The following is a 24,810-nucleotide window of genomic DNA, read 5'->3' on the forward strand; positions in this document are numbered from 1 at the left end:
CTCCTTCAGGTGCTGACGGGTCAGCCGTCGATGTTGGCCATGACGTGCTTGATGCGGGTGTAGTCCTCGAAGCCGTACATCGACAGGTCCTTGCCATAGCCGCTGTGCTTGAACCCGCCGTGCGGCATCTCGGCAACGATCGGGATGTGGGTGTTGATCCACACGCAGCCGAAGTCGAGGCGCTTGCTCATGCGCATGGCCCGGCCGAAGTCCTTGGTCCACACGCTGCTCGCCAGGCCGTACTGCACGCCGTTGGCCCACTCCAGCGCGGTGGCCTCGTCGGTGAAGCGCTGGGCGGTGATGACCGGGCCGAAGATCTCCTTCTGGATCACCTCGTCGTCCTGCTGCAGCCCCGAGACCACGGTCGGCTCGAGGAAGTAGCCGTCGCCCAGGCCGGTGGCGCGCTTGCCACCGGCGGCGATCATCGCGTGGTCGGGCAGGCGGTGCAGGAAGCCCTCGACGTTGGCCAGCTGGGTGGCGTTGTTGACCGGGCCGAAGAGCGCGTCCTCGTCGTCGGGCAGGCCGACCTTGGCGTTGTTCCTCGCGTACTCGGCCAGCGCCGCGACGAACTCGTCGTGGATGCCGCCCTCGACGAGCACGCGGGTGGCGGCGGTGCAGTCCTGGCCGGCGTTGAAGTAGCCGGCGGTGGCGATCGCCTCGACGGCGGACTCGATGTCGGCGTCGTCGAAGACGACCACCGGCGCCTTGCCGCCCAGCTCGAGGTGGACCCGCTTGACGTCGCGCGAGGCGCTCTCGGCCACCTGCATGCCGGCGCGGACGGAGCCGGTGATGGCGACCATCGCGGGGGTGGGGTGCTCGACGAGCGCGCGGCCAGTCTCCCGGTCGCCCATGACGACGTTGAGCACGCCGGGCGGGAAGAACTCCGCCGCGATCTCGGCCATGAGCAGGGTGGTCTCGGGGGTGGTGTCGCTCGGCTTGAGGACGACGGTGTTGCCGGCGGCCAGGGCCGGGCCGATCTTCCAGACCGCCATCATCATGGGGTAGTTCCACGGGGTCACCTGGCCGATGACGCCGATCGGCTCACGGCGGATCCACGAGGTGTGGCCCTTCATGTACTCCCCCGCCGACCTGCCCTCGAGCACCCGCGCCGCGCCCGCGAAGAAGCGCAGCTGGTCGACCATCGGCGGGATCTCCTCGCTCGCGGTCAGCGCGTGCGGCTTGCCGGTGTTCTCCGACTCGAGCCGGACCAGCTCGTCGCCGCGCTTCTCGATCGCGTCCGCGAACCGGCTCATCGCCAGCTGCCGCTCGCTCGGCGTGGTGTCGCCCCACACCTCGAACGCCTTGGCGGCAGCGGCGTAGGCCCGGTCGATGTCCGCGGCGCCCGACACCGGGGCCTGGGCCACCACCTGGGCGGTCACCGGACTGATGATGTTGGAGGTGGAGACCGTCTCTGCGTCGACGTACTCACCGTTGACGAAGTTGCGCAGGACACGAGGGCTAGAGGTCACGAAAGCGCTCCTGGTCGGTGCGGATACCGGTGTGTCGCACTGTAACCACAATCCAGCCGATTCCAACAGGGCCAGCGGGCTGATGTTAACGAATCCGTAGCATTCCGTCGTGCCCACCGACGGATTCCGTAGCACACGGACTTGCCAAACCCCACGGCATACCGCCACGATCTAGGGCGTGAGCTCTCCTCGCAGGTCAGCGCCGCCCCCGGGGCGGCCGACCGACCGACGCGCCAACGGCGGCGGGCTCGATGATGTCGCGAAGGCGATCATCGAGCACCTGCAGGAGGACGGACGGCAGTCCTACGCCACCATCGCCAAGTCGGTGGGGCTGTCCGAGGCGGCGGTCCGGCAGCGGGTGCAGCGCCTGCTCGACGCCGAGGTCATGCAGATCGTCGCGGTCACCGATCCGCTCCAGGTGGGCTTCCGCCGCCAGGCGATGATCGGCATCCGCGTCGACGGCGACATGTCGCACGTGGCCGACGCCCTCTCGGCGATGCCGGAGGTCTCCTACGTCGTCACCACCGCCGGCAGCTTCGACCTGCTCGCCGAGGTCGTCTGCGAGGACGACGACGAGCTGCTCGACCTGCTCAGCCGTCGCATCCGCACGCTCTCCGGCGTCCAGAGCACCGAGACGTTCGTCTATCTCAAACTCAACAAACAGCACTACAACTGGGGTACCAGATGACCGAGCCCACACCCGTCTACGAACCTTCCTCCGACCTTCGCACGCCCAGCGGCACGCTCTACTCGGAGGCGGCGCGGGACCACCTGTGGATGCACTTCACGCGCCACTCGACCTTCGAGGACCGCAGCGAGGGCGGGGCGGGTCACTCCGTGCCGATCATCGCCCGCGGCGAGGGCGCCTACATCTGGGACGACCGCGGCAAGCGCTACCTCGACGGCCTCGCCGGCCTGTTCGTGGTCCAGGTCGGCCACGGCCGCGCCGAGCTCGCGGAGGCCGCGGCGAAGCAGGCCCGGGAGCTGGCCTTCTTCCCGCTGTGGTCCTACGCCCACCCGCGCGCGATCGAGCTCGCCGAGCGGCTGACCCAGCACACCCCCGGCGACCTCAACCGCGTCTTCTTCACCACGGGTGGCGGCGAGGCCGTGGAGACCGCGTGGAAGCTGGCCAAGCAGTACTACAAGCTCGTCGGCAAGCCGACCAAGCACAAGGTGATCAGCCGGGCCGTGGCCTACCACGGCACCCCGCAGGGTGCGCTCTCGATCACCGGCATCCCCGCGGCCAAGGAGATGTTCGAGCCGCTGGTCCCCGGGGCGTTCAAGGTCCCCAACACCAACCAGTACCGCGCGCCGGAGCACCTGCGCGAGGACAGCAAGGCCTTCGGGCGCTGGGCGGCCGACCGGATCGCCGAGGCGATCGAGTTCGAGGGCCCCGACACCGTCGCGGCCGTCTTCCTCGAGCCGGTGCAGAACTCCGGTGGCTGCTTCCCGCCGCCGGAGGGCTACTTCGAGCGGGTCCGCGAGATCTGCGACGAGTACGACGTGCTGCTGGTCTCCGACGAGACGATCTGCGCCTTCGGCCGGATCGGCGACATGTTCGCCTGCAACGACTTTGGCTACACCCCCGACATCATCACCTGCGCCAAGGGCATGACCTCGGGCTACTCCCCCATCGGCGCGATGATCGCCAGCGACCGGCTGTTCGAGCCGTTCAAGCAGGGCACGAACTACTTCCCGCACGGCTACACCTTCGGCGGCCACCCGGTCTCGGCGGCGGTGGCGATGGAGAACCTCGACATCTTCGAGCGCGAGGGCCTCAACGCCCACGTGCACGAGAACGCCCCGAAGTTCCGCGCCTCCCTGGAGAAGCTGCTCGACCTGCCGCTGGTCGGCGACGTCCGCGGCGAGGGCTACTTCTACGGGATCGAGCTGGTCAAGGACAAGGCCACGCGCGAGACGTTCGACGACGACGAGTCCGAGCGGTTGCTGCGCGGGTTCCTCTCCAAGGCGCTGTTCGACGCCGGCCTCTACTGCCGCGCCGACGACCGCGGGGACCCCGTGATCCAGCTGGCCCCGCCGCTGATCATCGGCCAGGCCGAGTTCGACGAGATCGAGCAGCGGCTGCGCGGCGTCCTCACCGAGGCGGAGAAGCACCTCTGACCCCCGGCTGACGGCCAGGAACGGCCCGGGTCCGGCTTCCCCTGCGACGGACCCGGGCCGTTTCGCGTCCGGAAGTGGTCAAGGTCGGCGGCCAGCTCGGCGGCAAGCCGTGGCAGGTGTTCGTGCCCGGCATGCTGGTGCAGCTCGGCATCTTCGGCGCGATGTTCGTCGGCTTCGGCCTGGTCGCGGAGTACCGCGCAGGCGTCATCGAGTCGATGCGGGTCACGCCGGCCAGCCGCACGTCGTCGAGGGCGCCCGCGCGATCTTCCGCGGCGAGCTCGACACGTCGGCGAGCTGGTGGGGCCTGGGCTGGACGGTGGCCCTCGTCGCCTCGGCACGTGGTTCGGCACGCGGATCTTCCGCAAGGAGTCCGCCTGACCCTCGCAAACCCGAGAGGACACCTCTTCGCCTGCGTTTCGGCCCTGCCCGGGGCCCGAAACGCGGGCGAAGCGGTGTTCGGTCGCGGAGGGCTCGGTTAGCGTGACCACGTGCCGGCCCCCGATCAGCCTTCCCTCTCGCTCGAGCCGCTGTGGTGGGACGGGCTCGACGCCCGGCGCACCCGCCCCGCCCTGACCGGCGACGAGGTCGTCGACGTGTGCATCGTCGGCGCCGGCTACACCGGGCTGTGGACCGCGTGGTACCTCCTCGAGGCGGACCCCTCCCTGTCGGTCCTGGTGGTCGAGGCCGAGCACGTCGGCTTCGGCGCGAGCGGGCGCAACGGGGGCTGGTGCTCGGCGCTCTACCCGGTCGGTGCGGCCACCTTGGCCGCCGAGCACGGTGAGCAGGCCGCCCGCGACCAGCACGCCGCGCTGCGCGAGAGCGTCGACGAGGTCGGCCGGGTCGCGACCGCCGAAGGCATCGACTGCCACTACCGCAAGGGCGGCACGCTGGTCGTCGCCCGGGGTCGCGCCCAGGCTGCCCGGGCCCGCGCAGAGGTCGAGGAGTCGGCCCGCTGGGGCACCGGCACCACCTGGCTCGGCCGCGACGAGGCGCGCGAGCGGCTCGCCGCGCGGGGGCTCTCCAGTGCGACCTACAACCCCAGCTGCGCGCGCATCCACCCCTACCGCCTGGTGACCGGACTGGCCGCCGCCGTCGAGCGCCGCGGCGGCCGCATCGCCGAGGGCACCCACGTCGGCACGATCGGCGAGCGCCGGGTGCAGGTCGTCGGCGGCCCCGTCGTGCGGGCCCGCCACGTCATCCGGGCCACCGAGGCGTGGACCGCCCGCCTGCCCGGCCTGCGCCGGGTCGTCGCCCCGGTCTACAGCCTCGTCGTCGCCACCGAACCGCTGCCGGCGAGCACCTGGGAGCACATCGGCCTGGCCCAGCGGGAGACCTTCAGCGAGCACCGGCACGTCATCGTCTACGGCCAGCGCACCGAGGACGACCGCCTGGTCTTCGGCGGCCGGGGCGCGCCCTACCACTTCGGCTCCGGCATCAGCCCCGAGTTCGACCGCGACGCCGGGGTGTTCGAGACGCTGCGCCGCTCGCTGCGGGACATGCTCCCCGCGCTCGGCGATGCCGCGTTCACCCACGCCTGGGGCGGCCCCCTCGGTATCGCGCGGGACTGGCACCCCAGCGTCGGCCACGACCCGGCCACCGGGAACGGCTGGGCCGGCGGTTACGTCGGCGACGGGGTGGCCACGGCCAACCTCGCCGGGCGCACGCTCGCCGACCTGGTCACCGGAGCGAACAGCTCGCTGACCCGGCTGCCGTGGGTGGGCCACCGCTCCCGCCGGTGGGAGCCGGAGCCGGCGCGGTGGCTCGGGGTCAACGCCGGCCTGCGCCTGGCCACCCTGGCCGACACCGAGGAGCGGCTCACCCACCGCCCCGCCGTGCTGGGCCGGGCCCTGTCCGCCCTCACCGGCCACTGAGGCGAGCGGCCACTGACGCGAGCGACACCCCGAGGCGAGCGGCCCCCGAGGCGAGCGGACCGCTCGAGCCGGCCCACCGGCATACCGCCGAGAGGGACGTTCCTCAGGCTTGGGAGGCCCCGCAAACCCGAGGAACGTCCCTCTCGGCGAGAAGGGGGTGGCCGGTCAGCCGGGGCGCCAGCCGGGGCCACGCAGCAGGAACGAGACGCGGTCGCCCCACCGACCGGTGGCCCGCACGTCCTGCCAGATGGCGAGGTACTCGTGCGTGGCCACCACCAGCGGGTTGTGCGAGCGCAGCTGCTTGGTCAGGCCGTAGACCACCCGCTCCCCCTCCGCCTCGAACGTGCGGAACAGGCGGTCCCAGACGATGAGGATCCCGCCGTAGTTGCGGTCGAGGTAGGCCTGGTTGGAGCCGTGGTGCACCCGGTGGTGGGAGGGCGTGTTCATGACCCACTCGACCGGCCGCCACAGCCGGTCGACGCGTTCGGTGTGCAGGAGGAACTGGTAGAGCAGGCTGACCGACTGCTGCAGGAAGATCGCCCACGGCGGGACCCCGAGCAGGGCCAGCGGCAGCCAGAATGGCAGGCCGCCGAACGGTGTCCACGTCTGCCGCAGCGCGGTGGAGAAGTTGTAGTGCTGGCTGGAGTGGTGCACCACGTGGCTGGCCCACAGGATGCGGATCTCGTGGTGGGCGCGGTGGTACCAGTAGTAGGCCACGTCGTCGGCGAGCAGGATCAGCAGCCACGCCCACCACACGCCCGTGTCGAGCCGCAGCGGCGTCCAGGCCCAGGCGGCGGCGTAGGCCACCAGCGCGACCGCCTTGTAGGCCACACCGACCACGACGCTGCCCAGCCCCATCGACAGGCTGGTCACCGTGTCGCGCACCTCGTAGCCGACCTCGTCGTCGTCCGGGGCGAACCACAGCGAGGCGACCTCGACCGCGATGAACAGCAGGAAGAACGGCACCGCCGTCAGGATGATGTCGACCATCACGCGCTCCGGGTCCGGCGCCGGGCCACGCGGCGGGTGTGGCGCTCCAGCGCGGTGACGGCCTGGCCCAGGATCCGCCCGGCGACCTCGGCGGACCGGTCCGGGTCACCGGCAGCGATGGCCTCGGCGAGCTCGGCATGCGGGGTCCGGTCGCTGCGGTCGTCGGCGAGCAGCTCGTCCATCAGGCCGGGGTTGGCGTCGATGGCGTGCACGAGGCTGTTGAGCGAGAGCCGGAACGCGAGGTTGTCGCTGGCGTCGACCACCTCCGCCCAGAAGGCGCGGTCCGTGCCGTCCGCGGTGCCGTCGTGCCCCCGGTATGCCGCGGCGGCGCCGACGATGCGCTGCCTCGCCTGAGCGTCGGCCCGGGTCGCGGCCAGCCGGGCCGCCTCGACGCCGATGCAGCGCCGCATCTCCAGGCCGTCGCGAATCAGCCGGGTGCGTGGCTCCTCCTCCCCGGCGCGGGCGAGGTGGGCCAGCAGGTCCAGCCCGGCGGTGCGCCGGACGTCGAGGACCTGAGTGCCCCCGCCGTGGACCACCCGGACGAAGCCGGCCTCCTGGAGCCGCTTGACCGCCTCGCGCACGGCATGCCGGTTGACCGCGAAGGACTCGGCCAGCTGACGCTCCGGCGGCAGGGACTCCCCGGGGGCGAAGCGTCCGTCGAGCACCGCGTCCCGCAGCTCGTGGAAGACACCGTCGGAGACCGACTGCCGGGGCACAGGGGCGAAGTCTGGGCTCATGCGGCGACGGTAGAGGCATGGACATCAACAGATCAAGAGGTTGGACCAATATACGGACGGGGACGTATCGGACACCTGACCGGAGCGGCGGACAGCGCGCACACAGCGCCCCTAGGGTCGAGGTCATGACCCAGTCCCCCGAGAGCACCAACGCCGCGACGCTCGCCGCGTATGAGGCCGGCGCCGGTGCCTACGTCGAGGGGACGCCTGCCACACCGCCGGACCGCCTCACCGGCGTGTTCAACCTGCTCGCCACCCATGTCCGGCCGCCGGCGACGCTGCTGGAGATCGGCAGCGCCACCGGTCGCGACGCCGACCTTCTGGAGGAGCGGGGCTACGCGGTCACCCGCACCGACGCCGCCACCTCGTTCGTCAACCTCCTGCGCCGGCGCGGGCTGGCCGTCGACCGGCTCAACGTGCTGACCGACGAGGTCCGGGGCGTCTATGACGTCATCTACGCCAACGCCGTCTTCCTGCACTTCAGCCGGGGCGAGCTGGTCGGCGTCCTGGCCCGCATGCTGCCGCACGTGCGCGCCCGGGGGCTGCTCGTCTTCACCGTCAAGGGAGGCACCGGAGAGGGCTGGAGCACGCACAAGCTCGACCTGCCCCGCCACTTCACCTACTGGCAGGAGCCGGCGCTGCGGCGGCTGGTCGCCTCCACCGGCTGGCAGGTGCTCGAGCTGACGGTGGCGACCGGCGCCGACACCGAGTGGCTCACCGTCATCGCCCGCCCGGCCGTCTGACCCGCTATCTCGCCGGCTCTTCGAGGAGTGCACGCGGTGAGTGCGTGGTCACGGCAGATCAGTGCGCTTCCGGGCGGTGGGCAACGACCTCAACACCAAGCCCTGTGAGACCGAGAGCTACGAGCAGTGCCGACGGCAGCAGGAGCGGAGAGCGCCAAGGCTCGAAGGCGCCGTAGCCTTGCACGCCGACGGCCAGGGCTGCGGCCATCGCAGCCCCGACAACAAGTTCAACGGTGCCGAGGATCAGCGACAGCGAACCACCACGACCATCATGTGCACGTCGGAAATCGAGGACTGCCGAGCACGTGAAGAGCGTGGCGGCCAACGCGAGCAGCAGCCCGATTCCGAGGAGAGCTCCGTCCAGCTCGGCGTTGGGCGCTCGACCGGCAACGATCATCACGACGGCGAAAGCGAGAGCAGCTCCACCTACCAAGAGGTGGCCAAGGCTGATCACGCTCCGGGCGGCGCCCCGGGGCCGCCGGTCGGTTCCCATGAACCATGGAAACACGGCCAGCACGAGCACCGGTACTCGGCATCATGAGCACCGCTCCTCCGCAAACGGACAAGACGGCGCCGAAGAATGGCCCACTTCCGCACCCGACGGCTCGTAGTCTGAGCACTCCGCTCACAACGCTGGCATCCGGACCATCACCGAGAGGAACCGCCGTGCCCGAATACGTCGTCATGTTCCCCGCAGACAACGAGGCGGAGTGGGAGGCCGGCACCGAGGCCGACCATCAGGCCACGTTCGACACCGACTACGAGTTCGGCCAGCGGCTCGCCGCGCGTGGTGGCGCCGTGGCCGGTGGCGCTGGGCTGACTCACAGCGGGCAGGCAAGGACGATCAAGCGTGGACCCGAGTCGCGCCCGCTCGTCACGAAGGGTCCCTTCGCTGAGGGCGTCGAGCAGCTGTCCGGCTTCTTCATCGTCACCTGCGACGACTACGACGCGCTCGTGGAAGCCGCAGAGGTGCTCGTCCGGGCGCACCCCGTGGTGGAGATCCGCCCAGTGACGGAGTTCTGACGGGACGGAACACCTCGTCCAGAGGCCAACGCCCAGGGACAGTTCAGGTCGTCAGTCTTCGCGGCATGTCAGGACGTTCGCTGAACCGCTTCGCGACATGATGACGTCATGATCGTCCCAGAGCGGACCCCCCGCCTGCACTCCCCTCGTGCGGTGCTGCGACCGTTCCGGCCCGAGGACGTTGACGGTCGAGTGCGATGCGGCAAGGACCCCGAGATCGTCCGGATGTTCGGCGGGTCTCCTGATTTCAGGGAACCGGTCCCCATGCCGCTGGAGGACGCGACCGCCTGGTACGAGGCGGTCAGCACCGACTCCAACCCGCTGCACTGGGCGATTGAGTTCGAGGGAGAGTTCATCGGCACGGCCAGACTGCACGGACTGGATGCAACTGACAGGCGAGCACGGTATGCCGTAGGGCTGCTCGACTCTCGCCGACTGGGCATCGGTCTGGGCACGGAAGTCACCCAGGCAGTCCTCCGGTACGGATTCGGTGAACTGAGGTTGCACCGGATCGATCTCCGAGTCCTGGCATACAACACCCGGGCTATCCGCTGTTATCTCAGGTGCGGCTTTGTCCAGGAAGGACTCGAGCGCGAGGCCGCCTACGTAGACGCCAGATGGCACGACGACGTGATCATGGGAGTCCTGGAGCACGAGGCGAGCACGCTCTGATGCAGGAGAGGTAGCCCGCGCGGAATGCGGCTTGACCGTGCGTCACAGCAAGCCGTCAACCGACATCCCCGCCAGTTCAGTCTGCCTTCGGCTGGCCGGGCAACTCGTCGACGCCCGGGGTTGGGCGAGCCGCACGCGACGCCTGCACCCGGCGCGCGATCCCCAATATGAGAAACAACAGACACGCGGCGATCAGCAGCCACCAGGCGACCGTGAATGCGATCTCCCACGCGTGCATCGGCGTCCCGCTGGGCTCGAGCGGACCGCCGTGCGCACTCGTGATCGCGGCCATCGCGAACGCAATCACCATCACCACGAGCGCGAGGTTGCGCAGCATCATCCAGTTGGCAAGCGACGCCAGCCGAAGAACTCGCTCCGCCTCGGGCCCTCCGCTTGCGCCGACCGTCTTGGGGTCCTTCGCGACACGGCGCCGGATCCAACGTCGCTCGTAGGGCAGCAGCTTGTGCCCTTGCACCCCCATCTCGATCCCCGTCACGGCGCCAGCATCGCCGACGACGCTCTCCACCGCACTGAACTCGGCCGTTCCGGACCTCGTTCTTCGCTTGGGGTCAGGGCGTCACTCTTCGCGGCTGGAAGAGACGTGTGGTTAGCCGTCGTCGTCGCGCCCCGGTGAGCCTTGGGGCGAGAGCCGGATTCCCCGGGTAGGTTGCCCACCGTGACCGAGCTCGGACCCGTCGCCTGGCCACCGCCCCCGATCACCACCGAGCGGCTCGTCCTCCGCGAGCCCGAGGCCCGGGACCGTGCGACGTTCATCGAGCTGCTGGCCTCGCCAGAGGTGCACACCTACCTCGGCGGACCCCGGTCGCGTGACGTGCTCGAGCGCGAGCTGCCCGAGACACCCGAGCGGTGGCCCGGGAGCTTCGTCGTCGACCTCGAGGGAGCGATGATCGGCCAGATCCTGCTCAGGAGAGCAACGGCGCACCGTCGCCCGGCTGCCGTGGGAAAGGCCGATCTCGGCTACCTGTTCCTGCCACAGGTGTGGGGACGTAGGTACGCCGTCGAGGCGTGCGCGGCGGCACTCAAATGGTTCGACGGTGTCCTTCCCGGCGAGCCGGTGGTGCTCACCACCCAGGCCGCCAACGTCGCCTCGATGCGCCTCGCGGCAAAGCTGGGCTTTACCGAGGTGGAGCGGTTCCACGCCTGGGACGCCGAGCAGTGGCTCGGCCTGCGGTCCCCGGTCACGCCGCCTGCCTGAGCACAGAGACCCGCGAGCACGCCGCTGGGTCATCGGCCCGGACGGCTGTTTCGGCCGCACACCGTCCGGAACCCGCCCTACATTGACGACCATGGATGAGAACGCGCTGGACACGGGCATCGGCACGCCGCACGTGACGACGGCTCCGCTGGGCTGGTTGCTCGACTCCGACCCCGCGATCCGCTGGCAGGTCCTGCGCGACCTGACCGACGCGCCGGCTGCCGAGGTGGCCGCGGAACGCGCCCGCGTGGCGACCGAGGGCTGGGGCGCCCGGTTGCTCGCCGCACGGGACCCGGACGGCCAGTGGATGGGTGGTGCGTGCTTCCCGGGCCGTGGCGAACCACCGCCGGCCGGCCACCAGCCATGGACCGCGACGCTGCCGGCCATGATGGAGCTCTACGACTTCGGGCTCGACCCGAGCACCGGCACCGCCCGCGAGATGACCGCACTGGTCGCGGCGAACTGCCGATGGGAGTACAACGACAAGCCCTTCTTCACCGGTGAGGTCGAGCCGTGCATCAACGGACGGACGGTGACCCTGGGCGCCTACTTCGGTGCCGACGTCGACGACCTCGTCGCCCGCCTTCTCACCGACCAGCTCGACGACGGTGGATGGAACTGCGGCACCGAGCAGGGCTCGACCGTGTCCTCGTTCGCGTCGACGATCAACGTCCTCGAGGGCCTGCTCGAGTACGAGGGGGCAACCGGCGGGTCGGAGGAGCTGCGCGCCGCCCGTCGCCGCGGTGAGCAGTACCTGCTCGACCGGTCGCTGTTCCGCCGCAGGAGCACCGGCGAGGTGGCTGTCGGGGCCTGGCTGGGGTTCTCGTTCCCGACCCGGTGGCAGTACGACGTCCTCCGGGCGTTGGAGTACTTCCGCCGGTCCGACGTCAGGGACCCGCACCTGGGTGAGGCAATCGAGCTCGTCCGCCGCAAGCGACAGGACGACGGCACCTGGCTGCTCGAGAACACCCATCCCGGCGCGGTCCACGTCGAGCTCGAGCAGGGCGACGGCCGCCCGAGCCGGTGGAACACGTTGCGGGCGACCCGGGTCCTGACTTGGTGGGACGCACCGGGCTGAGACAGCCGTCGGGCTCTGCAGACCCGCCTGGCCTCAGTCCCCCCGCAGCACCGGCGCGAGCGCATCCAGGACGGACGCGTCCTCGATGGTGCTGGGCACCGCCGGGCTCCCGCCGTCGGCCATCTCCCGCATCGTCCTGCGCAGGATCTTGCCGGAGCGGGTCTTGGGCAGCGCGGGGACGATGTCGACCTGGTGCAGCGCCGCGACCGGACCCACCTCGTCCCGCACCCGCTTCACCAGCTCGGCCTCCAGCGCCTCTCGTGCACCCTCGGCGGACACGTCGACACCGGCCTTGAGCACCACCAGCGCCCGGGGCACCTGGCCCTTCAGCTCGTCGACCACGCCGATCACCGCGCACTCGGCCACTGCGGGGTGACCGGCCAGCGCCGCCTCCAGCGACCCGGTCGAGAGGCGGTGACCGGCCACGTTGAGCACGTCGTCGGTGCGACCCATGACGAACAGGTAGCCGTCCTCGTCGACGTAGCCGCCGTCGCCGGTGAGGTAGTAGCCCGCGTGGGCCGACAGGTACGACGCGACGTAGCGCTCGTCGTCCCCCCACAGGGTCGGCAGCGTCCCGGGGGGCATCGGCAGCTTCAGGCAGATCGCCCCCTCCACGCCGGGCGGCACCGGTGCGCCGCGCTCGTCGAGCACCTGCACGGCATACCCGGGCACAGGCACGCTCGGTGAGCCGGGCTTGATCGGCAGCGGCTGCAGGCCGCGGGGGTTGGCCGCGATCGGCCAGCCGGTCTCGGTCTGCCACCAGTTGTCGACCACCGGCACCCCGAGCCGCTCGCTGGCCCAGGCGTAGGTGTCGGGGTCGAGCCGCTCCCCCGCGAGGAACAGGGTGCGCAACGAGGACAGGTCGTGCCCGGCCAACAGCGCCCCGGCCGCGTCCTCCTTCTTGATCGCCCGGATCGCGGTGGGCGCGGTGAACATCGCCGAGACGCCGTAGTCGGACACGACCCGCCAGAACGCCCCGGCGTCGGGTGTGCCGACCGGCTTGCCCTCGTAGAGCACGGTCGTGCAGCCGGTCAGCAGCGGGGCGTAGACGATGTAGGAGTGGCCGACCACCCAGCCCACGTCGCTGGCGGTGAACCACGTCTCCCCCGGGCGCACCCCGAAGATGTTGGTCATCGACCACCGCAGCGCCACGGCGTGGCCCCCGTTGTCGCGCACGATCCCCTTGGGCCGCCCGGTCGTGCCAGAGGTGTAGAGGACGTAGAGCGGGTCGGTCGCCTCGACCGGCACGCAGCCGGCCGGGGCCGTGGCGTCGGGGTGCATGAGCATGGCCCAGTCGAGGTCGCGCTCCCCCATGGCGGCCTCGGCCTGCGGACGCTGGAGCACCACCACGTGCTCCGGCGTGTGCGACGAGCGCTCGATCGCCGCGTCGAGCATCGGCTTGTACTCCACCACCCGGGAGGGCTCGATGCCGCACGAGGCGGCCACGACCACCTTCGGCTCGGCGTCCTCGATCCGGGCGGCCAGCTCGGCCGGGGCGAACCCGCCGAAGACCACCGAGTGCACCGCGCCGATCCGCGCGCACGCCAGCATCGCGACGACGGCCTCGGGGACCATCGGCATGTAGATGACCACCCGGTCGCCCTTGCCCACACCCAGGCCGCGCAGCGCCCCGGCGAACCGGGCGACGAGGTCGAGCAGCTGGGCATAGGTCAGCGTCCGGGTCGTGCCGGTGACCGGGCTGACGTGGTGAAGCGCGGGCTGCTCGGCCCGGCCGGCGATGACGTGCCGGTCGAGGGCGTTGAAGCAGGTGTTCAGGCGGCCGCCGGTGAACCACCGGTAGAACGGCGGCCGGTCGTCGTCGAGCACCCGCTTCGGCGGCGTGATCCAGTCGATGTCGCGCGCGGCCCGGCCCCAGAAGCCGTCCGGGTCCTCCAGGCTGCGCCGGTAGGCCTGAGCGTATGCACCGTCGGTCATGGCGCCATCCTCGCCCGCGACCAGCCGTCCGGCCACCTGCCGGAGGGCCCGACGCCGCCGGGGGCCAGGCCTCACGCGGGGCGGCCGGACCGTCTGCAAGGCTGACGCCCGTGGCCCTGCACCCCCGCGCCCTGCCCGAGGCCGCGCTCGCCTTCCTCGCCGAGCGCCACCTCGCGACCCTGACCACCCTGCGCCCGGACGGCAGCCCGCACGTCGTGCCGGTCGGCTTCACCTGGGACCCCGGGGCCGGCGTCGCCCGCATCATCACCAGCGGCACCAGCCGCAAGGCGCGCAACGCCACCTCCGGCCGGGCCGTGCTGTGCCAGGTCGACGGGTGGCGCTGGCTGTCGCTGGAGGGCCCGGTGCGCGTCCTCACCGACGCGGCGTCGGTCCGCGACGCCGAGCGCCGGTATGCCGTCCGCTACCGCGAGCCGCGGGAGAACCCCCGGCGCGTGGTGCTCGAGGTCACGGTCGACCGCGTGCTCGGCCTGGTCGAGCGCCCCGCGCGTCGAACCTAGCTCGTCAGCTGGCTCGCCACTGGTCGATGAACATGTCGTCGCCCACCGGTGCGGTGCCACCTGAAGAGACCTGGATCCCGGTGAAGGCCGTCGTCCCCGGCGTCAACGGGACCCGGGAGAACAGCCGGCCGTTGACGTAGACATTTGCGCCCGAGGTGGTCGCGTTGATCCGCACGCCTGCCCAGCCGGTGCTCTTGACCAGGCCAGCGCCGGACAGGTTGACCCACTTCGTCCCGGTCCAGCGGCGCAGGCTCCCGTCCGGGAAGACACCGAGGTGCAGTGCCCGCTGGTATGCCGTGCCCTTGCGACCGTCAAGGGAGATGAGGAACGCGCTCGCGACACGGTTCGACCGCAGGGCGAGTTCCAGGTTGCGGGTGGTCTTGGCCGGGAGGCCCATGGCCATCACCGGGTACTCCTTGCTCGAGATGTCGTTCAGACGCACGGCACGCTCGCTGGAGATGCCCGCACCGCCGCCCACGACGGCGACCCGCGGCAGGCCGGCGGGAAGCGTCACGAAACCCTGTGGAGCGTGACCGACCAGGTCATCCTCGAAGGTGCTCGCGTTGGTGCGCAGCTCCAGCTCGGCCAGCCGGGTCGGGCCGTTCGGACTCGTCACCCGGACCCGCGCGAAGCGCGCGGAAGCGGCCGCAAAGCCGCGGTCTGTGAGGTAGGCGTAGTTCCCGGCAGACACCCAGCCGGCGACCGTTCGCCAGGTCTGGCCGTCGTTCGAGAGGTCCAGTGCAGCGGACTGGCCGGCGTCCGGGAGCGCCAGGGACGCCCCCGTCAGCACGTTGGTGCCCCCGAGGTCGATGGTGAACGTCCCGGTGCGTCCGGGGGCAACGGCCCCGGCGTCGGGGTCGACGCTGCCGTCGAACACGGCAGCCGGCCCCGACTCGGAACTCGTCTCGTCGGACATGTCGGTCGTCACCGGCAGCGTGCCGTTGAGGTAGCGGCTCTGCAGGTCGATGCGACGGGTGTCGGACGGGCGCAGCTCGACCGACTTGGTCCACACGCCGACCTGGTGGGCACCGCTGTCTTTGGCGAAGCACCAGTTGGAACCCTTGTCCCCGACCAGCAGCACCCGACGGGCGTCGAGCGGCACGATGCTGGTGTAGCCGCTGGAGATGCCCTGGTCGGTCAGCGCCAGGTCTGACCAGCTGCGACCGGTGCCGTCCTCGGAGACGAGCAGGCGGGTCCAGGGGCGTCCGTAGCTGAGCACCATGGCGCCGGTGGGCATCATCTGCAGCTGCGGGTCGGCGCTGGAGGCGTTGTCGGGGCTCAGGCCGGCGCCCGGGAGCGGGACCGGGGTCGACCAGGTGGCCCCGTCGTTGGTGGACCGCGTGATGACGAGGCTGGCACCCTGACGCGAACCGGCGCAGACGGCCGGGTTGACGGGGGCCGCCTGCCGGATCACCGCGACCAGGTCGCCGTTGGACGCCCGCACCATGGTCGGCTCCGAGCGGCCCTCGTTGCTGGTCCCCTCATCCGCGATCAGCGCGGAGATCCTCCAGTTCAGCCCACCGTCCACGCTGCGTGCGAGGAGGGTGCGGTAGCGCTGGCTGTGCTCGTCGCACCCGTACACGGTGGTCAGCAGGTCGCCGTGCAGGCCGACCACCAGGCTGCGGTGGAAGTAGACGAAGCGCATCGGCGTGGTCGTGGTCAGCGTGCCCAGTCGGGGTGACGACCAGGTTGCCCCGTCGTCCGGGGAGGTCCATGACGTCGTGGTGAACACGGTCGTCGCGGGCTTGGCGTCGGTCGACTCGTCATCGAAGCAGGACGTCGACGTCTTGGTGGGCGTCGGGGTGCCCGTCGTCGCGGTACCGCTCGTGGGAGACGCGCTACTGCTCGTGGGCGACGCGGTGTCACTCGTGGGAGACGCGCTACTGCTCGTGGGCGACGCGTTGTCACTCGTGGGCGACGCGTTGTCACTCGTGGGCGACGCAGTGTCGCTCGTGGGCGACGCGGTGTCACTCGTGGGCGACGCAGTGTCGCTCGTGGGCGTCGGACCGTCCGGCGCGGTGGGCGTCTCGGTGGGGGGCGTGGTCGTGTCGACCGGTCCCGGCGGGGCCTCCAACGGGCGCGCCGTGCGGAAGTTCACCGAGAGCAACGAACCGTCGCCGAGCTTGGCGAACGTGGTCAACGGGACATCGGTCGAGACCGTCGCGAAGTGCGCGCCCCCGTCCGTCGAGCGCAGCGTGTGGATCTGCTCGTCGTTGCTGCTGCTGTCGACGTTCTGGTTGTAGGAGATGAGGACGACGCGCGGCCCTCGTCCGTGTGTCGCGGAGGGGAACGACGCCGCGTAGGGAAACTGGATCAGTCCACTGGTCACACCGGGCGCCCCGACGTTGACCTGGTTGGACGCCACCGTGCTGGACCCACCGACCCCGACACCAGTCACCGAACCATCAGCCAGAGCCTTGACCGCGAACGTGGTGAGCAGGACTCCTGCGGCTGCTGAGGCAGCAAGGACGCGACGAACGTGCACGGTTGAAGAACCCTCCATCGGGGGGCCAGCGGCCCACCATCCCCTAAGCGGCCCTACACCGCACATCGCGCCCCCCTGGGCTGCGCTGTGACTGAGCATACAGGCACCGTCAGCCACTTTCGCACCATTCGTCAGAATGACCACGTGGAGATTGAGACGCTCGCCGCGTTGGACAGGGCACTGACCGAAGGCACGCCGCTGCGGGGGCTGCGGCTGCAGGACCTCGACCTGCGACGACGCGAGGCCGCGCTGCTGGGGCACACCGACCTCGAGGGGCTGGTCGTGCTCGGCGGCCGGCTCACCCCGGCGCTGGAGGCGCACCTGCGTTCGCACGGCGCACTGCTGTTCCCTACCGACCCGCACGCCCCGATCAACCCCTACCGGGCCCAGCTCTACAGCCCGCACGAGCTGTATGCCGGCCTGGCCGGTGACGGCTATGCCGCCACCCCCGACGCGCGCGCCTACGCGTGGTACCAGGACGCCCGGGTCCGCAGCGACGTGTTCGTCACCCTGCTGCGGGCGGTCCACGACGACTCCATGGGTGACGCCCTCGACGAGCTGCTCGACGGACTGCCCGTGGCGGGCGTCATGGGCGGGCACGCCGTGACGCGCGGCAGCGCCGACTATGCGGCGGCCGTGCGGCTCGGGCACGCCCTGGCGGCCGCCGGGCTGGTCGTGGCCACCGGCGGCGGCCCGGGCGCGATGGAGGCGGCCAACCTCGGCGCCTTCTGCCGGGACTCGGGGGTGCTCGAGGCGGCCCAGCACCGGCTCGCCGAGGTGCCCGGCTTCGCCGCCGACGTGGCGGCCTGGGCCCGGACCGGCCTGGCCGTGCGCGACGACGTGGCCCCCGCCGAGGGCGCCCCGGTGCGCAGCGTCGGCCTGCCGACCTGGTTCTACGGCCACGAGCCGCCCAACGTGTTCTGCGACGGGGTGGCCAAGTTCTTCAGCAACGCCCTGCGCGAGGACGGCCTGCTGGCCCGCTGCACCGCGGGGCTGGTGATCCTCCCCGGGGCCGCGGGCACGGTGCAGGAGGTGTTCCAGGCCGCCACGAGGCTCTACTACGCCGGGACCGCGAAGCCGCCCCCGATGGTCCTGGTCGGGCGCGAGCACTGGACCGACGGCATACCGGTCTGGCCGGCGCTGCGGGCGCTCGGCGACGGGCGCGCCATGGGCTCGGTGGTGCACCTGGTCGACGACCCGGACGAGGCCGTCGCGATCCTGGCCGCGCCATGGAGCTGAGCCAACTGGCCGGCGCGCCGTTCACCTACCCCGGCGTCGGCGGGACCGCGGACGGGTCCGCCCCCGCCGGCTTCCACCGCGCCAGGGTCACCTCGCTCATCGGCACCAGCCCGGGCGCGTTCGACCGCGCGGTCGAGGCCCTCATGACGTGGCGGATGCACGCCGACTTCGGGCTCCCGCTGCAGGCGACCGCCGGCCGGGCGGGCGAAGGCGTGGAGACCCTGGGCCGGCTCGGTATCGGCCCGCTCGGGCTCGACATCCCGTGCCGGGTGGTCTGGGCACTCGAGGGGCCGGGGCGGGCCGGGTTCGCCTACGGCACCCTGCCCGGGCACCCCGAGGCGGGTGAGGAGGCGTTCCTGCTCGAGGACGTCGACGGGACCGTCCGGTTCACGATCAGCGCGTTCAGCCGGGGCGCCCGGTGGTACTCCCGCGCCGTCCCGCCGCTGACGCGCGGGCTGCAGCGGGTCGCGCTCCGGCGCTACGCCGCCACCCTGCGGCGGCTGGCAGAGGGCTGAGCGCTCAGGCGGTGGCGGCGGCCAGCTGACCGCAGGCGCCGTCGATCTCGCTGCCCCGGGTGTCGCGGATCGTGGTCGGGATGCCGTGGGCGCGCAGGCGCTCGACGAACTGCTGCTCGACACCCTTGCGGGAGGCGGTCCACTTCGACCCCGGGGTGGGGTTGAGCGGGATCGGGTTGACGTGCACCCAGCCACGGCCCCGGGCGTTGAGCTTGTCGCCGAGCAGGTCGGCGCGCCAGGCGTGGTCGTTGATGTCCTTGATCAGGGCGTACTCGATGCTGACCCGGCGGCCGGTCGCCTCGAAGTAGCGGTAGGCCGCGTCGAGCGCCTCGTCGACCTTCCAGCGGGTGTTGATCGGCACGAGCTCGTTGCGCAGCTCGTCGTCGGGGGCGTGCAGCGACAGCGCCAGCGTGACCGGGATGCCCTCGGCGGCGAGCTTGTCGATGCCAGGCACCAGGCCGACCGTCGACATGGTGATGCCGCGGGCGGACATGCCCAGGCCGTCCGGGGCCTTGTCGGTGAGCCGACGGATCGCGCCGATGGCCGCCTTGTAGTTGGCCAGGGCCTCCCCCATGCCCATGAACACGACGTTGCTGACCCGCAGCGGGGCGTCCTCGCTCCCGCCGGCCACCTCGCCGCGGCGCAGCGAGCGGGCCGCAGCCACGATCTGCTCGACGATCTCGGCCGTGGACATGTTGCGGGTCAGGCCCTCCTGGCCGGTGGCGCAGAAGGGGCAGTTCATGCCGCAGCCGGCCTGGCTGGAGACGCAGATCGTGACCCGGTTGGGGTAGCGCATGGTCACGCTCTCCACGAGCGCTCCGTCGTGCAGGCGCCACACGGACTTGACCGTCGCGCCCTCGTCGGCGGTGACGGTGCGGACCGGGGTGATCAGCTGCGGCAGCAGCCCGGCCACCAGGTCGTCACGGATCGCCTTGGGCAGGTCGGTCATGTCCTCCGGGGAGTCGACCAGCCGCTCGAAGTAGTGCGTGGACAGCTGCTTGGCCCGGAAGCCCTTGTGCCCCAGCGCTTCGACCGCGGCCTTGCGCTCGGCCGGGGCGAGGTCGGCGAGGTGCTGCGGGGGCTTGCCCCGGCGGGGTGCGGCGAAGGTCAGCTGCCCCGGGCGGGGGCGCTGCGTGCTGGGGTCGGGCAGGGAGGTCGACATGTCCGGCCCAGTCTCTCAGCCGCCGGCGCACCGGCCAAACACGGCGGGGGTCAGTGCGCGGGGACGAACGCCGTGAGCAGCGCCCACACCACGGGCGCGACCAGCAGGAGCGAGTCCAGCCGGTCCATCACGCCCCCGTGGCCGGGCAGCAGGGTGCCCATGTCCTTGATGCCCAGGTCGCGCTTGATCATCGACTCGGTGAGGTCGCCCAGCGTCGCGGTGACCACCGCGGCGAGGCCGAGCACGGCGCCCACCCACCAGGCCGCGTGCAGCGCCAGCGTCACGCCGAGGATCCCGCCCACGACGCAGAACAGCGTCGATCCGGCGAAGCCCTCCCAGGACTTCTTCGGGCTCACCGAGGGCGCCATCGGGTGCTTGCCCAGGACCACGCCGACCGCGTAGCCGCCGACGTCGCTGCAGACCGTGACCAGCACGAAGACGAAGATCCGCCAGGGCCCGTCGGGCTCGGCGAGCATCAGCGACGCGAAACCCGCCAGCAGCGGCACGTAGGCAGCGACGAAGATGCCCCCGGCGATGTCGCGCATCGCGTCGTCGAGGCCGTCGGCGACCCGCCAGAGCAACACCGCGACACAGGTCAGCCCGAAGGCCACCGTGAGCGCCTGCCCCCCGCCCTTGTAGGCGGCCAGCACCATGGTCGCGGCGCCGACGACGCTGGGCAGCAGCGGGACCCGGATCCGGCCCGCGGACAGGCCGTGGGAGAGCTCCCACACCCCGGTGCAGGCGGCCAGGACCGCCACGGCGAGGAAGGCCTCCTTGCGGATGAACAGGCTCGCCACGATGACCGCGCCCAGGCCCACGCCGACGCCGATGGCGGCGGGCAGGTTGCGCCCGGCCCTCCCCGGCCCCGCGGCGGGCTGCTTGCGGGCGGCCCGGCTCGCGGCCGGCTGGCTCGCGGCGTCCTGGCTCGCGGCCGCGTCCCGGTCGGTGGCCGGCGCGGGCGGGGTGCCCTCGGTCTTCTCCACGGGTCGACGGCGACCGGCGCGGCCCGGGCCCCTGGTGGGCCCGGCCGCGTCGGCTTCACGTCGCTCGCGTCGCGACGGCGGGGAGGTGTTCATCTCGATGGCACCCGGTGCGGCACGCCCTCAGACGTCGAGCAGCTCGGCTTCCTTGTGCTTGAGCAGGCTGTCCACGGTGTCGACGTACTTCTTGGTCACGGTCTCGAGCTCCTTCTCCGCCCGCACGCCGTCGTCCTCGCCGACCTCGCCGTCCTTGACCAGGCGGTCCATCTCCTCCTTGGCCTTGCGGCGGATGTTGCGGATGGAGACCTTGGCCTCCTCGCCCTTGTGCCGGGCGAGCTTGATGTACTCGCGGCGGCGCTCCTCGGTCAGCTCCGGCAGGTTGATCCGGATGACCCCACCGTCGTTGTTGGGGTTCACGCCGAGGTTGGAGTCGCGCAGTGTCTTCTCGATCTCGTGCATGGCCGACTTGTCGAACGGGGTGATGAGGATGGTCCGCGCCTCGGGCGTCTGGAAGGAGGCCAGCTGCTGCAGCGGCGTCGGCGAGCCGTAGTAGTCCACCAGGAGCTTGGTGAACAGCGCCGGGTTGGCCCGGCCGGTGCGGATGCTGGCGAAGTCCTCCTTGGCGACCTCGATGGCCTTCTCCATCTTCTCCTCGGCCTCGAGCAGGGTTTCGTCAAGCATCAGGACTCCTCATTCGGTGTAACGGCGGTGCGGGCCACGTCGTGCCCGGAAGACAGGCTGGTCAGTCGGCGGTGACGAGCGTGCCGATCTTCTCACCCCGGACGGCTCGCGCCACGTTGCCCTCGCCCTCCATGCCGAAGACGATCATCGGCAGCTTGTTCTCCATGCAGAGGCTGAACGCGGCCGCGTCGACGACGCGCAGGCCCTTGACGAGTGCCTCCTGGTAGGAGACGCGCTCGAGCTTGACCGCGTCGGGGTCGGTGCGGGGGTCGGCGGTGTAGACGCCGTCCACGCCGTTCTTGCTCATCAGCACGGCGTCGCACTTGATCTCGAGGGCGCGCTGGGCCGAGACGGTGTCGGTGGAGAAGAACGGCATGCCGGCGCCGGCGCCGAAGATCACGACGCGGCCCTTCTCGAGGTGGCGGATCGCCCGGCGCGGGATGTAGGGCTCGGCGACCTGCCCCATCGTGATGGCGGTCTGGACCCGCGTCTCGACGCCCTCCTTCTCGAGGAAGTCCTGCAGGGCCAGGCAGTTGAGCACCGTGCCGAGCATGCCCATGTAGTCGGCGCGGGTGCGGTCCATGCCCTTCTGCTGCAGCTCGGTGCCGCGGAAGAAGTTGCCGCCGCCGATGACCACGGCGACCTGGACGCCCTCACGCACGGCCTCGGCGATCTGCTCGGCGATGCCCCGCACCACGTCGGGGTCGAGACCGACCTTGCCGCCGCCGAACACCTCGCCGGAGAGCTTGAGCAGGACCCGCTTGTAGGTCGGGTGCGGGCTGAGGTCGGACACGGGGCCTCCCGGAAATGGTCATGCAGCGGTCGGTCGATCCTGTCACAGCCTGCGGGCGCGCCGCGACGCGGCCCGTCCCACCAGCGGGTATGCCGTGGCCGCACCCGGGCGGCCGCCGCGAGGCAGCGGGGCGGCTCAGGTGCGGGCGGCGGTGGCCGCCTCGAGGCTCTCGTAGCGCTCCACCGCCGAGACCTTGCCGTCCCGGACGCGGAAGACCGTCACGCAGGGCATGGGCTCCTGTGCGCCGGTCCCGGCCGGCCACGAGGCCACCTGCTCGGCGAGGACCCCGTCGTCGAAGGCCTTGAGGGAGACGAGCCTGAGGCGGATGCCGCTGCGCTCCAGCCAGTCGCGCATGAGGTCCTGGCCGGAGCCGGTGCCACGGGGGCCGGTCACGGCCACGTCCGACGTGCACAGGCGCAGCACGGTCGACAGGTCCCTGGCGTTGACGGCGGCGTGCCAGTCCCGCAGGAGGCACGCGGTGTTGGGGTCCACGGCGTCACTCATGGGCGGAAGCAAACACCCGCCCGGGCCCGGCGTCCACACCAGGCGCGCCCGCGCGGCACGCAGAGCGCTCCTCCCCCGGCCCGGGAGGCACCGCGGCCCGGCACCCTCGGTGAGGGGCCGGGCCGCGGTGACCCACCGGCATACCGGCGGGTGGGTGAAGCGCTGCGTCAGCTGCCGACGCGGAAGCGGGCGAAGCCCTTGGCGGTGGCGCCGGCCTCCTCGAGGACCTTGCCGACCGACTTCTTGGCGTCCTTGGCGAACGGCTGCTCGAGCAGGACGTTCTCCTTGAAGAAGCCGTTGACGCGACCCTCGACGATCTTGGGCAGGGCGGCCTCGGGCTTGCCCTCCTCCTTGGCCGTGGCCTCGGCGACGCGACGCTCGTTCTCGACCGTCTCGGCGTCGACCTCGTCGCGGGTCAGCACGGTGGGGCTGAACGCGGCGATGTGCATCGCGACGTCCTTGGCGACCTGCTCCTCGCCACCGTCGGTGGCCACCAGGACGCCGATCTGCGCGGGCAGGTCGGGGCTGGTCTTGTGCAGGTAGGACACCACGGTCGGGCCCTCGAGGCGGGCGAGGCGCTTGACCTCGATCTTCTCGCCGATGGTGGCGTTGGCCTCGTCGAGGAGGGCCTTGACGGTCTTGCCGTCCTCGAGCTCGCTGTCGAGCAGGGTGTCGGCGTCGGTCGCACCGACGCGCACGGCCTGCTGCAGCACCTGGTCGGCCAGGGCGATGAACTTCTCGCCCTTGGCGACGAAGTCGGTCTCGCACAGGACCTCGACCAGGGTGCCCACGCCACCCTCGGCCTTGGCGGTGACCAGGCCGTTGGAGGTGGTGCGGCCCTCACGCTTGGTGACGCCCTTGAGGCCCTTGACGCGCAGGATCTCGGTGGCCTTGGCGCGGTCGCCGTCGGCCTCGTCGAGGGCCTTCTTCACGTCGAGCATGCCGGCGCCGGTCTGCTCGCGCAGCGCCTTGATGTCAGCGGCGGTGTAGTTCGCCATCGTTGTATCGCTCTTTCTGCTCAGATCGGTGGTCGGCCGGGCCGGTGGGACGACTCCCACCGACCCGGCCGTGGCAACCAGGGGTTCAGGCTCAGGCCTTGGCGTCGGTCTCGGCCGGCGCGGCGGTCTCGGCAGCCTCGGCGGTCTCGGCCGGCGCGGTGGCGTCGGCGGCCTCGGCGGCACCGGTGGACTCGGCAGCGCCCTCGGCGTCACCGGAGAGGAGCTCGCGCTCCCACTCGGCCAGCGGCTCGTCGGTGGCGACGGTGCCGTCAGCGGCAGCCTCGCCACCCTTGGCGGCGGAGCGGGCCATGAGGCCGTCGGCCACGGCGTCGGCGACCACGCGGGTCAGCAGCGTGACCGAGCGGATGGCGTCGTCGTTGCCGGGGATCTTGTAGTCGACCTCGTCGGGGTCGCAGTTGGTGTCGAGGATCGCGATGATCGGCAGCTTGAGCTTGCGCGCCTCGGTGACGGCGAGGTGCTCCTTCTTGGTGTCCACGATCCACACGGCCGAGGGGACCTTGGACATGTTGCGGATACCGCCGAGGGTCTTCTCCAGCTTGTCCTTCTCGCGCTTCATGACGAGAAGTTCCTTCTTGGTGCGACCGGAGCCGGCGACGTCGCTGTAGTCGATCTCCTCGAGCTCCTTCAGCCGCGCGAGGCGCTTGCTGACGGTGTTGAAGTTGGTGAGCATGCCACCGAGCCAGCGGTGGTTGACGTACGGCATGCCGACGCGCGTCGCCTGCTCGGCGATCGGCTCCTGGGCCTGCTTCTTGGTGCCGACGAACAGGATGGTGCCGCCGTGGGCGACGGTCTCCTTGACGAAGTCGTAGGCGTTGTTGATGTACGTCAGCGACTGCTGCAGGTCGATGATGTAGATGCCATTGCGCTCCGTCATGATGAAGCGCTTCATCTTCGGGTTCCAGCGACGGGTCTGGTGCCCGAAGTGGACGCCGCTCTCGAGGAGCTGGCGCATGGTGACGACGGCCATGCCGAGGTCTCTCTTTCGTTCGGTGCCGGTTATCCACGGTCGCGACGGGATTGCCGCTCACGTGCCTGGCGCCTCCGACCCACCCCGAACCC

27 protein-coding genes are annotated in these 24,810 nt (G+C 71.3%); 14 read left to right on the plus strand and 13 right to left on the minus strand.

Annotated features, from left to right (window positions below):
- Positions 1 to 20: 20 nt before the first annotated feature.
- Positions 21 to 1,469 (minus strand): gamma-aminobutyraldehyde dehydrogenase, encoded by a 1,449-nt coding sequence (locus FB474_RS12440; RefSeq protein WP_141788938.1) that lies wholly within the window; start codon positions 1,467 to 1,469, stop codon positions 21 to 23.
- Between the two features lie 178 nt (positions 1,470 to 1,647).
- Between FB474_RS12440 and FB474_RS12445 the strand changes: the two genes are divergently transcribed.
- The 4 genes from FB474_RS12445 to FB474_RS12460 all read left to right on the plus strand — a co-directional run bounded on the left by FB474_RS12445 (position 1,648) and on the right by FB474_RS12460 (position 5,461).
- Positions 1,648 to 2,157 carry an Lrp/AsnC family transcriptional regulator gene (locus tag FB474_RS12445; protein WP_141788939.1) on the plus strand — a complete coding sequence of 170 codons (510 nt, stop codon included), beginning with the start codon at positions 1,648 to 1,650 and terminating at the stop codon, positions 2,155 to 2,157.
- Positions 2,154 to 3,590, plus strand: a complete 1,437-nt coding sequence (locus tag FB474_RS12450) for an aspartate aminotransferase family protein (protein ID WP_141788940.1) — start codon at positions 2,154 to 2,156, stop codon at positions 3,588 to 3,590. Before FB474_RS12445 ends, FB474_RS12450 begins: the two co-directional genes overlap by 4 nt.
- Positions 3,591 to 3,664: 74 nt before the next feature.
- A complete protein-coding gene (locus FB474_RS20990) occupies positions 3,665 to 4,069 on the plus strand; it encodes a hypothetical protein (RefSeq protein WP_221632525.1) in 405 nt (134 codons plus the stop codon).
- A 9-nt stretch (positions 4,070 to 4,078) separates the two neighbouring features.
- Positions 4,079 to 5,461, plus strand: a complete 1,383-nt coding sequence (locus FB474_RS12460; protein ID WP_246092162.1) for an NAD(P)/FAD-dependent oxidoreductase — start codon at positions 4,079 to 4,081, stop codon at positions 5,459 to 5,461.
- A 165-nt stretch (positions 5,462 to 5,626) separates the two neighbouring features.
- Here FB474_RS12460 and FB474_RS12465 read toward each other — a convergent pair whose 3' ends face one another.
- Positions 5,627 to 6,451: a sterol desaturase family protein gene (locus FB474_RS12465; RefSeq protein ID WP_141788941.1), complete on the minus strand. Its 825-nt coding sequence runs from the start codon at positions 6,449 to 6,451 to the stop codon at positions 5,627 to 5,629.
- Positions 6,451 to 7,188, minus strand: a complete 738-nt coding sequence (locus FB474_RS12470; RefSeq protein WP_141788942.1) for a FadR/GntR family transcriptional regulator — start codon at positions 7,186 to 7,188, stop codon at positions 6,451 to 6,453. The genes FB474_RS12465 and FB474_RS12470 overlap by 1 nt, the downstream gene beginning before the upstream one ends.
- Positions 7,189 to 7,313: 125 nt before the next feature.
- On the opposite strand from FB474_RS12470, the gene FB474_RS12475 reads away from it, so the two are divergent.
- From FB474_RS12475 to FB474_RS12490, 4 genes are all read left to right on the plus strand, one after another.
- Positions 7,314 to 7,931, plus strand: a complete 618-nt coding sequence (locus FB474_RS12475; protein WP_185746154.1) for a class I SAM-dependent methyltransferase — start codon at positions 7,314 to 7,316, stop codon at positions 7,929 to 7,931.
- A gap of 76 nt (positions 7,932 to 8,007) precedes the next feature.
- Positions 8,008 to 8,472 carry a hypothetical protein gene (locus FB474_RS12480; protein WP_141788944.1) on the plus strand — a complete coding sequence of 155 codons (465 nt, stop codon included), beginning with the start codon at positions 8,008 to 8,010 and terminating at the stop codon, positions 8,470 to 8,472.
- A 125-nt stretch (positions 8,473 to 8,597) separates the two neighbouring features.
- Positions 8,598 to 8,954: a YciI family protein gene (locus FB474_RS12485; RefSeq protein ID WP_185746155.1), complete on the plus strand. Its 357-nt coding sequence runs from the start codon at positions 8,598 to 8,600 to the stop codon at positions 8,952 to 8,954.
- A gap of 108 nt (positions 8,955 to 9,062) precedes the next feature.
- Positions 9,063 to 9,626: a GNAT family N-acetyltransferase gene (locus tag FB474_RS12490; RefSeq protein ID WP_141788946.1), complete on the plus strand. Its 564-nt coding sequence runs from the start codon at positions 9,063 to 9,065 to the stop codon at positions 9,624 to 9,626.
- Between the two features lie 76 nt (positions 9,627 to 9,702).
- Here FB474_RS12490 and FB474_RS12495 read toward each other — a convergent pair whose 3' ends face one another.
- Entirely contained in the window at positions 9,703 to 10,122 is a 420-nt protein-coding gene (locus tag FB474_RS12495; RefSeq protein ID WP_141788947.1) for a hypothetical protein, read from the minus strand.
- 180 nt (positions 10,123 to 10,302) lie between these two features.
- On the opposite strand from FB474_RS12495, the gene FB474_RS12500 reads away from it, so the two are divergent.
- On the plus strand, positions 10,303 to 10,842 hold the full coding sequence (locus tag FB474_RS12500) for a GNAT family N-acetyltransferase (protein ID WP_141788948.1): 540 nt from the start codon (positions 10,303 to 10,305) through the stop codon (positions 10,840 to 10,842).
- A gap of 91 nt (positions 10,843 to 10,933) precedes the next feature.
- Positions 10,934 to 11,920: a hypothetical protein gene (locus FB474_RS12505; protein WP_141788949.1), complete on the plus strand. Its 987-nt coding sequence runs from the start codon at positions 10,934 to 10,936 to the stop codon at positions 11,918 to 11,920.
- 33 nt (positions 11,921 to 11,953) lie between these two features.
- On the opposite strand, the gene FB474_RS12510 is transcribed toward FB474_RS12505, so the two are convergent.
- Positions 11,954 to 13,855 carry a propionyl-CoA synthetase gene (locus FB474_RS12510; RefSeq protein WP_141788950.1) on the minus strand — a complete coding sequence of 634 codons (1,902 nt, stop codon included), beginning with the start codon at positions 13,853 to 13,855 and terminating at the stop codon, positions 11,954 to 11,956.
- 110 nt (positions 13,856 to 13,965) lie between these two features.
- Between FB474_RS12510 and FB474_RS12515 the strand changes: the two genes are divergently transcribed.
- On the plus strand, positions 13,966 to 14,373 hold the full coding sequence (locus tag FB474_RS12515) for a pyridoxamine 5'-phosphate oxidase family protein (RefSeq protein ID WP_246092163.1): 408 nt from the start codon (positions 13,966 to 13,968) through the stop codon (positions 14,371 to 14,373).
- A 4-nt stretch (positions 14,374 to 14,377) separates the two neighbouring features.
- Here the strand turns inward: FB474_RS12515 and FB474_RS12520 are convergent, their stop codons facing one another.
- Positions 14,378 to 16,105 carry an exo-alpha-sialidase gene (locus FB474_RS12520; RefSeq protein ID WP_141788952.1) on the minus strand — a complete coding sequence of 576 codons (1,728 nt, stop codon included), beginning with the start codon at positions 16,103 to 16,105 and terminating at the stop codon, positions 14,378 to 14,380.
- Here FB474_RS12520 and FB474_RS12525 point away from each other — a divergent pair.
- The 3 genes from FB474_RS12525 to FB474_RS12535 all read left to right on the plus strand — a co-directional run bounded on the left by FB474_RS12525 (position 16,095) and on the right by FB474_RS12535 (position 18,612).
- A complete protein-coding gene (locus FB474_RS12525; RefSeq protein WP_141788953.1) occupies positions 16,095 to 16,616 on the plus strand; it encodes a hypothetical protein in 522 nt (173 codons plus the stop codon). The genes FB474_RS12520 and FB474_RS12525 overlap by 11 nt on opposite strands.
- A gap of 386 nt (positions 16,617 to 17,002) precedes the next feature.
- Positions 17,003 to 18,097 (plus strand): LOG family protein, encoded by a 1,095-nt coding sequence (locus tag FB474_RS12530; RefSeq protein WP_141788954.1) that lies wholly within the window; start codon positions 17,003 to 17,005, stop codon positions 18,095 to 18,097.
- Positions 18,088 to 18,612: a DUF1990 domain-containing protein gene (locus tag FB474_RS12535; protein WP_141788955.1), complete on the plus strand. Its 525-nt coding sequence runs from the start codon at positions 18,088 to 18,090 to the stop codon at positions 18,610 to 18,612. Before FB474_RS12530 ends, FB474_RS12535 begins: the two co-directional genes overlap by 10 nt.
- Positions 18,613 to 18,616: 4 nt before the next feature.
- Here the strand turns inward: FB474_RS12535 and rlmN are convergent, their stop codons facing one another.
- The 7 genes from rlmN to rpsB all read right to left on the minus strand — a co-directional run bounded on the left by rlmN (position 18,617) and on the right by rpsB (position 24,718).
- Positions 18,617 to 19,774: a dual-specificity RNA methyltransferase RlmN gene (gene rlmN, locus FB474_RS12540; RefSeq protein WP_141788956.1), complete on the minus strand. Its 1,158-nt coding sequence runs from the start codon at positions 19,772 to 19,774 to the stop codon at positions 18,617 to 18,619.
- 50 nt (positions 19,775 to 19,824) lie between these two features.
- The gene (locus tag FB474_RS12545; protein WP_246092164.1) at positions 19,825 to 20,757 is read right to left on the minus strand and encodes a phosphatidate cytidylyltransferase; all 933 of its coding nucleotides are present in this window, start codon (positions 20,755 to 20,757) and stop codon (positions 19,825 to 19,827) included.
- 120 nt (positions 20,758 to 20,877) lie between these two features.
- A complete protein-coding gene (gene frr, locus FB474_RS12550; RefSeq protein ID WP_141788958.1) occupies positions 20,878 to 21,435 on the minus strand; it encodes a ribosome recycling factor in 558 nt (185 codons plus the stop codon).
- A gap of 61 nt (positions 21,436 to 21,496) precedes the next feature.
- The gene (gene pyrH, locus FB474_RS12555; RefSeq protein WP_141788959.1) at positions 21,497 to 22,228 is read right to left on the minus strand and encodes a UMP kinase; all 732 of its coding nucleotides are present in this window, start codon (positions 22,226 to 22,228) and stop codon (positions 21,497 to 21,499) included.
- Positions 22,229 to 22,363: 135 nt separating this feature from the next.
- Entirely contained in the window at positions 22,364 to 22,732 is a 369-nt protein-coding gene (locus tag FB474_RS12560) for a nuclear transport factor 2 family protein (RefSeq protein ID WP_141788960.1), read from the minus strand.
- A 167-nt stretch (positions 22,733 to 22,899) separates the two neighbouring features.
- The gene (gene tsf, locus FB474_RS12565) at positions 22,900 to 23,730 is read right to left on the minus strand and encodes a translation elongation factor Ts (RefSeq protein WP_141788961.1); all 831 of its coding nucleotides are present in this window, start codon (positions 23,728 to 23,730) and stop codon (positions 22,900 to 22,902) included.
- A gap of 91 nt (positions 23,731 to 23,821) precedes the next feature.
- Complete coding sequence (gene rpsB, locus FB474_RS12570; RefSeq protein WP_141788962.1) at positions 23,822 to 24,718, minus strand: 30S ribosomal protein S2; 897 nt, start codon at positions 24,716 to 24,718, stop codon at positions 23,822 to 23,824.
- Positions 24,719 to 24,810: the final 92 nt, after the last annotated feature.

Source organism: Oryzihumus leptocrescens (assembly GCF_006716205.1).
GTDB classification, from domain to species: domain Bacteria; phylum Actinomycetota; class Actinomycetes; order Actinomycetales; family Dermatophilaceae; genus Oryzihumus; species Oryzihumus leptocrescens.